This window comes from Gracilibacillus thailandensis (assembly GCF_010994055.1).
Taxonomy (GTDB): domain Bacteria; phylum Bacillota; class Bacilli; order Bacillales; family Amphibacillaceae; genus Gracilibacillus; species Gracilibacillus lacisalsi.
Map to the genome: position 1 here is coordinate 1 of NZ_WJID01000111.1, position 8,217 is coordinate 8,217.

The following is an 8,217-nucleotide window of genomic DNA, read 5'->3' on the forward strand; positions in this document are numbered from 1 at the left end:
TTAATTGCCATTTCATACATTTTTTACTTGCCAAATACAGGAAATTGTACAATTGCTATGGAGAAAGACTTGATTCAAGAATACAGATAACTTTCGAGAAAAAGAATTAAATGTCAAGTTAAGGGATTTCAACAGCAAATATAAAGGTAGATATGACAGCGGACCAAGTTTTAGCGGTGATACATTTGAGACTAATGCTAATTTGTCCGCTGATCAATTTAGCTTCTTATTTATAAATAAGAAAAAATTAATGATAATGAACTGTTACTGAACATGCTTGATTAGATTTTATCCTTTCTCAATTTTACTTATTAACCATTGGTCTTCTTGGAAAGTAAAATAAATTGTTAGGTTTATAGCGCCATATAAATCTGAGCTGTGCTCTTGGTTAATGAAGTACTCTGTCTCAGAAAGTCTTTCTATTGTATAAGGTTGATCTAATAAAAATGATATATGTCCATCCATTGGGATAACCCCTAGTTTGTTGTTATACTCCACAAGCCTGTAATCCCATAAGTCTTTTGCTAGATCATAAGTCATAAAAGTTGAAAGATAGTCATAATATTCCTTTTTAGAACTAAAAGTTTTCGATTCAAAGGAAGTTATAGAATCGGGACCATCTTCTGGTGTTAAGGATTCCTCAAAGGTCATATTTTCTGTTAAATAATCTCCCATGTTATTGTATTTTTTAACTAATTGAATAAAAGTTTCCTCATCAACAGTCTCATTTTGATTAACTTGATTATTAGAATCTTCCGCATTAGAATCTTTATTATCTTCTATAGAGGTATTTTCATTATGCTTACTTACATTATGATCAATATCATTTTTATTATTTTCAATGGTATGGATTTCTTCGCTTTCTTGTTCTTTTTGTTTAAAAAAGCCTTCAGGAATTATTTCTTTTACACTAATATTCAATTCTGAAAAAGGAGAGGCACTTTGTTCTAGTATAATATTGTTTTCCGATTGTATCCAAAAAGGGAAACTTATTGCGAGTATCAACACTAAGGAGAATATAAAAGTTGTTAATCCTGTAATAATAAAAGGATGTCTCCTTTTTTTAAATAAAGATTGTGTAACTTTTTCCTTATTATCTATAGAAAAGTAAACATTCTTGTCTAAATGATTTTTTAAATGACTTTTAACTTGGGAATCAAAATGATCCATCTTTATATCCCCTCTTTTCCAGTTCTTTTTTTAGGTAAGCTTTACCCCTAATGAACCTTGTTTTAGTAGTATGAAAGTTTAATTTTAAAGTGATACTTATATCTTTGAGTTTAAAATCTTGCAAATAATAAAGAATTAATATTTCTTTATACTTTGGTTTTAAGCTGGAGATAGTATTTATGATTTCATTTTTTATCTCTTTTTGTTCCGCCATTTTTTCAGCAGAATTTGTAGAGTTATCATTGTATAAATCTGAATCAATTACGGGTTTATGAATAATATTTCGTATACTCCATTTTCGGTGGTAGTCTTTGCATTTGTTTAATGTGATTCTAATTAACCAAGTTTTGTAATCTGATTCATGGCGGAATGTGTTTAAGTGCATATAACAAGATATAAATACTTCTTGAACAATATCGTCACATTGTGATTTATCCTTCAGATAAAGGTAAGCAATTCTTTTTAATTCGTCACCATAGTCTTCCATTAGTTTAGTTAACAAATCTTCCTTTAATTGTACACTCTCTAACCTGTTATTTATTTCCAATACCCCCCACCTCCCTTTATAAATTAGACGTAACCAAAAGAAAAAGTTATTCAAAATTCAGCAATTCTTTTTATTTAAGGATAGAGTAATTTTGAGACTGGTACAAATGGTTACTTTAAATTTACTGATATGGATAGTTTGGAGTATATATATTTCCATTCAGTACGATATTGGAATTCATAGGGGGATTAAAAAACAAGGGATTATGATCGATGAAAATTCTATCATTACAAAAACTGTTATGAGACAAGAGCATAATTTACTTACTAAGAGAATATACGAATATTATGTGTTTAACCTTGATTTGAAGCAGCATACTTCTAACCTATATATCGGGAAGTTGTAGCATCCTCCTGCGCCTCTTATATCTAATATGACTTTCTTTAAAGCTCCATCTTATCCTTAGTATATGATATAGTACGGAGTGACTTTAAAAAGACTAAAGTAAAAACAAATAATACAGTTTGATTAATGACTTTTTTAATTACCTTAAAACTTGTAATCTTTTTGTAACAAAAATGAGTCCATAATGTAATTTAATTCGTCTAAATGAGTGAGAATAAAATATGGAGGGATAAAATTAGTATGAAAAAATGGTTGTTATTAATAGTAGTTACTGGAGTATTAATTGGATGTGGACAACAGGAGGATGAAGTAACTCCAAATGAATCAGTTAATGATGAAAGCGAAGAAAATGTACTTGAAGAAGCATCTACAGATTCTAATGTTAAAGCAGAGGCTAGTGAAGAGAATGAAGAAGCTGTTACAAAAGAATCTGATCAACAGTTGACAACAACATCACTAGAATCCGAAGATGATTCACAAAAAAGTAAGGATGCAACCAAAGAACAAAGCGTAGATAAACAAGAAATCGATATTGAATTTATCAAAAACGAATTAAAAATCGGAATGACTGAAAATGATGTTAAAAATTTAATAGGGGATCCTTCTAAAACAGGCAGTGATGCAATGACAGCTCAGCCATTCTGGCGTTATAACATTAGACCAGCAAAAGGGTATTACTTCGAAGGACCTTATGACAACCCAGAAATCATTGATGCTCTCGATACCGAGGGGTTAAAGAATAACGAAGTAGACATTATTTTAGGTTTATTGTGGAAAGAAGGTAAAGTAGATTTTATTAGTGCATCTTACGCTACAGAAAATGATGAAATAATAACATATAGAATGTTTGAGGATGGTACTACGGACGAATCTTAAAAAATGAGACATTCACCTTATCGGTGAGTGTCTTTTTTATTCACAAAATATTAAGGAAGTGATTAAGAACGGTCGGTAACTAAACACATTTACCAAAACTCAAAGATGTAAGGAATAAGTTGATAACACACACATCGAAAAGATTCCCTATCGTATCTCTATGGCAATCGCCTTACGCGACAGGTAACAAGACAAGGGGCAAATTGCTTTATTGCTAGCCAGATGGAACATGAGCTAATTTTAAGAATTTTCCTTGTACAAAAGGTAAGAAAATTAGAGAAAATGATTTATAGAATGGAGAAAGTTTTTTAATTTATGAAAATGAGGAACAAACAACTGTATAGTGACACCTTTTAACCTTCAAATTTGATTATAAAGGTGAAGGGAGGTGGCACACATGGCTTCTGCAGAAAGAATTGATTCCAGATTACAATTAACATTCGAAGAAGGCACAGACCCAGTCTCTGGAGATCCGATTTATAAGAACAAGTCTTTTAACAACGTGAAGTTAGATGCGACAGCAGACCAGCTGCTAGCGATCACGCAAGTACTTGTCCCATTACAACAAATGGACTTATATTCGGTGAAACGTAATGACACAGAATTAATCACAGAGGATTAATCCAAAAATCATAAGAACTAGGGAGGTGTAGGTAATGAAGAAGATAGAATTAAAATTCGAAAATGAAGAAGGGAAAACAGTTACTTTCTCATTGGATAATCCAGTGGAGCCTGTCGATGCAGTTCAAGTTAATGCAGCAATGGATGCCATCCTTAATGAAAATGCCTTCTTTTCTTCTGGCGGTGATTTAGTCGCAAAGAAAAGCGCCCGCATTGTCGAACGAAATGTTAGCGAAATCGAAATTTAAGGTAACAAAAAGGAGAGCAGATCAGCTCTCCTTTTCATTTAGGTGATGTAAGCACGTTTCAAGGAGAAAGCATTCTGAAATTATCCGAACAAAATACAACCACTTTAAGGAGAGGAGTTCATCACATGGAGCAAACATGGATATCGTTAGTTACCGATCTCGGTTTTCCAGTTGCGGTGACTTTTTATTTGTTACACCGTATCGAAACGAAGCTCAATACATTAATTGAGTCCATTGTTGCTTTACCTGAGAAAATGAGGTAGTAAATGATTTAACCTCAGCTAACCCCCATAGTTAGCTGAGGTCATTAAAGAAGGCTGTTAGACGGTCGGTTCGAATGTTTGGCAATCTGTTTCTTTCTCATTGGCAGCACTTTTACCGGTATGACTGACAACATAGATGGTAGCTGCATGACATCTATTGCCCTCAGCCCAGAACTTACAGTTATTTACCTCACATTTAACATCTTTCGCCATCTCACACACCTCCTATATGGATATTCTGATTCAATAATCCAAAATAATGTGTGGGAAAATTTACTTTTGCGGGTACTTGGCTAGCAACTCTGAAATGTAAGAATTTTTAGGATAAATATAATAATTATCGGCTGCTTTTTTGTAGACACTTTTCTGATAATAAATATCTCCTAGAATGGCATGACAATATTTCGCATCAAGTGAATTTCCTGTCAACTGGAAATAAGGGATGATTTCATTTGTGAGTTTGTTTCGGTAATTTTCAGAGCCATGTGTCCCTTGAATAATGCCTTTTAATAAGTAGAAATAATAGTCATACTTTTTATTTTTGTTAAGCGATTTTCCACCATCTATCACATTTAGTGCCATCTCCTCATCTTCAAGCAATGCGTATATAAGAGCGTTGAAAAAGATATAGATGACTTTTAATGGAATTATTTTTTCATTGTAGATAGCTTTTCTGCAATATTTTAGTGCGCTTTCAAAATCGTTGTCTGCTAAGTAAGCAGTGCCTAATAAATAATAGATGTAATTTCTATGTATGCTTGTGTAGTTATCCAGAATGGTATGTAATTCTTGAATGATATTCTTTATTGGTAGTTGTTGGCTGCGAAGGGAACTTTTAATCTTGATGATTCGAGATAATAAAATGTTGGGTTGATTTAACGTTGATTGAAATATCGATAGTGCAGTGGAGGCATAGGAAACAGAACATAGGGTTTGTCCGATTTTATCATAGGCAAGAGCGTAGTATAGGTGAATTTCACCATCTTTTTCAAACTTAACAGGATCCTGCTTACTCGCTATATTTAAATAAGTGAATGCATCCTTTATATGGTCGAGTAACAAATAATATAAGCCGATTGATTTGTGAAAAGGATAGTTGTTAGCGGGAGTAAGGGTATCAGCAAATTTCTTAGCATCTTCTAAGAATTTCTCAGCTGCATCTGTGTGGAAAAGATTAAGTGCATGTTGGAAATTGCACCATGTATATATGACACGTTGATTATAAAAATAAGTTATCGGAAATTTTTTGAGCTCTTTGTAGTATTTATTGGCGGTCGCATAATTTCTTTGGTTGATGCTTTGTTGCCAGGAGGTTAATTGAGTATTGAGCGGATGGTATTCTGGATGGGATAGTTCTCTTATTTGCAGGACTTTTGCGATCCTCGACATTAGTTCTTCAGAGGGGTAAGATTGACCCGATTCAACTCTACTGATCGTTGTAACACTTGTGTTCACTTTTTTGGCTAATTTTCCTTGAGTCCAATTGTGTTCTTTACGATATTTACGAATTAATTTTCCTTTTTCATACACTGATTTCACATCACTTTCCTCATAAGATTTAGTACAATATATATAATACTATAGAATCATTCTAAAATCCACATATATTTACTAAAATATTCTATTTATTTACAAATAATCTCAATTAAAAAGAGGAGTATTAATATAATTATTAAAATGATAAATGTTTTTAAACCGATCAACGGTACAATAAAGAGTAACCAGATGATAAACATGGCGAAACCAACAATCATGATGAAGCAAAAATAAAAAAACCTTTTCATGGTGTTGTTATCTCCTTTAAGTATGTGGTTACTATAAGTTATGACAATCGCCCAAAATCGTGATTTTTGAGATATTTTCCAAGTTAGCATATAATGTGTGGTTGAAGGGGGAATATATCGTGAAAAACATTAATATTAATGATTATCGTAAACCAGATTACCCAATTGATGATATCTTTTTAAAGCGCTGGTCACCTCGTTCTTTTTCAGAACAAGAAGTGGATGAAGAGACATTGATGTCAGTATTGGAGGCATCACGTTGGGCACCATCTGCAAGTAACAAGCAGCCGTGGCGTTTTATCATTGCAAGAACAGAAGAGGACCGCAAGAAGTTTCAATCTTTTATTATGGATGGGAATCTCGCTTGGTGTGACAAGGCACCCGCATATGTACTAATTATCTCTGATACAGAAGTTGGAGGAACACACGGTTTTGATACTGGTACAGCTTGGGGTTATTTAGCTTTACAAGCAATGCAAAAAGGACTCATCACACACGCAATGGGTGGATTTTATAAGGATAAAGCTCGTGAAGTTTTAAACATTCCAGAGCAATATGCAATTCATGCTGTCGTTGCAATCGGCTACCAAGATGAAAAAGAAAAATTAGAGGAAAAATTCCAAGAACGTGAACAACCGTCTGACCGTCGCCCGCTAACAGAAACGGTTATGGAAGGTGAATTTAGAGGTTGATTTTTTGGTACACGCACATTTTATAAGATGTGCGTGTTTTTTCTTGGATAAGTATTTCTCTAGGATAAATGCTAATAACTAGGGAAGCGAAGCACATATCCCCGGAAGCGGAGGGCATATCCCTGGAAGAGCGCCACATATCCCCGGAAGCGAGCATCTTGCTCCATGGAAAAAGTCTTCCCTTCCGGGGATACAAGCTGACATCCAGGGAAGAGAAGGAGTTATCCTCGGAAGCGGAGGACATATCCCCGGAAGAGCGCCACATATCCCCGGAAGCGAGCACCTTGCTCCATGGAAAAAGTCTTCCCTTCCGGGGATACAAGCTGACAACCAGGGAAGAGAAGGAGTTATCCTCGGAAGCGGAGGACATATCCCCGGAAGCGAGCACCTTGCTCCATGGAAAAAGTCTTCCCTTCCGGGGATACAAGCTGATATCCATGGAAGCGAAGCAGTTATCCCCGGAAGCGGAGGACATATCCCCGGAACAGAGCCAAGTATCCAAGGAAAAGAATCCTAAAATCATGAATTGAATGTTTGCATCTACGAGTAATCGATTATACCGAACTTAATAATGTAACTATTTTCTCTCTGCATGCAACTTTCACGAATAGATACACAAACTACTACCTGATGAGGTGGTTATTTTGGTACAAGGAGCTATTAATCAAAATACTAAGTTAACCAAAGATTGGTTGCAAAATTATGTGGATGACTGGGTGGATTTTTATTTGAAACATACGGGGGAAGGGGAAGTTGCTTCCTATATACCACTTTTAAGTCAAGCAGAAAAGAGTCACTTGGGAATTTCAATCATGGGGATTAACGGAGTTACGATTGAGTCTGGAAATGTTGATATTCCTTTCACGTTACAAAGTATATCCAAAGTTTTTACCTTTATTGTAGCATGTATGGAAAGAGGCGTTCCCTATGTATTAGATCGGGTTGATGTGGAGCCAACTGGTCAGGCTTTTAATTCGATTATGCATCTAGAAATGAAGCAGCTCAAAAAGCCATTTAACCCATTTGTGAATGCTGGTGCAATTACCGTAACTTCGCTATTGAACGGTAAAACATCTGATGAGAAACTGGAGCCCCTTTTTCAGTTGTTGGAAACTATTCTAGGATACCGTCCTTCATTAAATACGGATGTCTTCGAATCGGAAAGAGAAACCTCGATGAGAAATCGAGCTATTGGATATTATCTAGTCGAAACGGGTTATCTGGAATCAGAGTTAGAACTGACATTGGAAACGTATTTTAAACAATGTTCAATTGAAATTTCCCTTCAGGATTTGGCGCATTTAGGAACGGTATTAGCAAATGACGGTAGAGATCCTAAAACAGAGATAGAAATTATACCAAAGCAATTTGCACGTTTAGCAAAGTCCTTGATGTTGACTTGCGGGATGTATGATGCATCTGGGAAATTTGCTGCGTATGTCGGAATTCCAGCTAAAAGTGGTGTTTCTGGTGGAATTATTGCCGTTTCTCCTCCTAGAGCAAGACAAGAAGATCTTCCTTTCCTTGAAGGGTGTGGAATCGGAGTCTATGGCCCTGCGCTTGATAAACAAGGCAATAGTATCGCAGGAATTAAACTTCTCCGGCATATAGCAAAACAGTGGGATTTAAGTATATTTTAACGTTCTTCAGAAAGAAGTCTCCCTCTTCAAG

At 35.0% G+C, this 8,217-nt stretch carries 12 protein-coding genes; 7 read left to right on the top strand and 5 right to left on the bottom strand.

The window, feature by feature from the left end; all coding sequences use genetic code 11:
• Positions 1 to 288 precede the first annotated feature (288 nt).
• Both GH715_RS20640 and GH715_RS20645 read right to left on the bottom strand, forming a co-directional pair.
• A complete protein-coding gene (locus tag GH715_RS20640) occupies positions 289 to 1,170 on the bottom strand; it encodes a hypothetical protein (RefSeq protein ID WP_153837155.1) in 882 nt (293 codons plus the stop codon).
• Positions 1,157 to 1,717, bottom strand: coding sequence for a sigma-70 family RNA polymerase sigma factor (locus tag GH715_RS20645; protein ID WP_153837154.1), 561 nt, complete (start codon positions 1,715 to 1,717; stop codon positions 1,157 to 1,159). The genes GH715_RS20640 and GH715_RS20645 overlap by 14 nt, the downstream gene beginning before the upstream one ends.
• 585 nt (positions 1,718 to 2,302) lie before the next feature.
• Here GH715_RS20645 and GH715_RS20650 point away from each other — a divergent pair.
• From GH715_RS20650 to GH715_RS20665, 4 genes are all read left to right on the top strand, one after another.
• The gene (locus GH715_RS20650) at positions 2,303 to 2,938 is read left to right on the top strand and encodes a hypothetical protein (protein ID WP_153837153.1); all 636 of its coding nucleotides are present in this window, start codon (positions 2,303 to 2,305) and stop codon (positions 2,936 to 2,938) included.
• 397 nt (positions 2,939 to 3,335) lie between these two features.
• The gene (locus GH715_RS20655) at positions 3,336 to 3,560 is read left to right on the top strand and encodes a DUF1659 domain-containing protein (RefSeq protein ID WP_153837152.1); all 225 of its coding nucleotides are present in this window, start codon (positions 3,336 to 3,338) and stop codon (positions 3,558 to 3,560) included.
• Between the two features lie 34 nt (positions 3,561 to 3,594).
• Positions 3,595 to 3,807 (top strand): DUF2922 domain-containing protein, encoded by a 213-nt coding sequence (locus GH715_RS20660; protein WP_153837151.1) that lies wholly within the window; start codon positions 3,595 to 3,597, stop codon positions 3,805 to 3,807.
• A 125-nt stretch (positions 3,808 to 3,932) separates the two neighbouring features.
• A complete protein-coding gene (locus GH715_RS20665; RefSeq protein WP_018930736.1) occupies positions 3,933 to 4,070 on the top strand; it encodes a YvrJ family protein in 138 nt (45 codons plus the stop codon).
• A 57-nt stretch (positions 4,071 to 4,127) separates the two neighbouring features.
• Here GH715_RS20665 and GH715_RS20670 read toward each other — a convergent pair whose 3' ends face one another.
• The 3 genes from GH715_RS20670 to GH715_RS20680 all read right to left on the bottom strand — a co-directional run bounded on the left by GH715_RS20670 (position 4,128) and on the right by GH715_RS20680 (position 5,854).
• Positions 4,128 to 4,283, bottom strand: a complete 156-nt coding sequence (locus GH715_RS20670; RefSeq protein WP_018930735.1) for a DUF1540 domain-containing protein — start codon at positions 4,281 to 4,283, stop codon at positions 4,128 to 4,130.
• Positions 4,284 to 4,343: 60 nt separating this feature from the next.
• Positions 4,344 to 5,600 (bottom strand): helix-turn-helix domain-containing protein, encoded by a 1,257-nt coding sequence (locus GH715_RS20675; protein WP_153837150.1) that lies wholly within the window; start codon positions 5,598 to 5,600, stop codon positions 4,344 to 4,346.
• A 95-nt stretch (positions 5,601 to 5,695) separates the two neighbouring features.
• Entirely contained in the window at positions 5,696 to 5,854 is a 159-nt protein-coding gene (locus tag GH715_RS20680; RefSeq protein WP_153837149.1) for a hypothetical protein, read from the bottom strand.
• 119 nt (positions 5,855 to 5,973) lie between these two features.
• Here GH715_RS20680 and GH715_RS20685 point away from each other — a divergent pair, with 119 nt between their 5' ends.
• From GH715_RS20685 to GH715_RS20695, 3 genes are all read left to right on the top strand, one after another.
• Positions 5,974 to 6,546, top strand: coding sequence for a nitroreductase family protein (locus tag GH715_RS20685; protein ID WP_018930732.1), 573 nt, complete (start codon positions 5,974 to 5,976; stop codon positions 6,544 to 6,546).
• Positions 6,547 to 6,614: 68 nt separating this feature from the next.
• Positions 6,615 to 7,076, top strand: coding sequence for a hypothetical protein (locus GH715_RS20690; protein WP_163578814.1), 462 nt, complete (start codon positions 6,615 to 6,617; stop codon positions 7,074 to 7,076).
• Between the two features lie 114 nt (positions 7,077 to 7,190).
• Positions 7,191 to 8,186 carry a glutaminase gene (locus tag GH715_RS20695; protein ID WP_153837147.1) on the top strand — a complete coding sequence of 332 codons (996 nt, stop codon included), beginning with the start codon at positions 7,191 to 7,193 and terminating at the stop codon, positions 8,184 to 8,186.
• Positions 8,187 to 8,217: the final 31 nt, after the last annotated feature.

Coding starts and splice junctions, on each gene's coding strand:
- GH715_RS20640 (WP_153837155.1), bottom strand. CDS start 1,170: ATGGATCATTTTGATTCCCAAGTTAAAAGTCATTTAAAAAATCATTTA.
- GH715_RS20650 (WP_153837153.1), top strand. CDS start 2,303: ATGAAAAAATGGTTGTTATTAATAGTAGTTACTGGAGTATTAATTGGA.
- GH715_RS20655 (WP_153837152.1), top strand. CDS start 3,336: ATGGCTTCTGCAGAAAGAATTGATTCCAGATTACAATTAACATTCGAA.
- GH715_RS20660 (WP_153837151.1), top strand. CDS start 3,595: ATGAAGAAGATAGAATTAAAATTCGAAAATGAAGAAGGGAAAACAGTT.
- GH715_RS20665 (WP_018930736.1), top strand. CDS start 3,933: ATGGAGCAAACATGGATATCGTTAGTTACCGATCTCGGTTTTCCAGTT.
- GH715_RS20670 (WP_018930735.1), bottom strand. CDS start 4,283: ATGGCGAAAGATGTTAAATGTGAGGTAAATAACTGTAAGTTCTGGGCT.
- GH715_RS20680 (WP_153837149.1), bottom strand. CDS start 5,854: ATGAAAAGGTTTTTTTATTTTTGCTTCATCATGATTGTTGGTTTCGCC.
- GH715_RS20690 (WP_163578814.1), top strand. CDS start 6,615: ATGCTAATAACTAGGGAAGCGAAGCACATATCCCCGGAAGCGGAGGGC.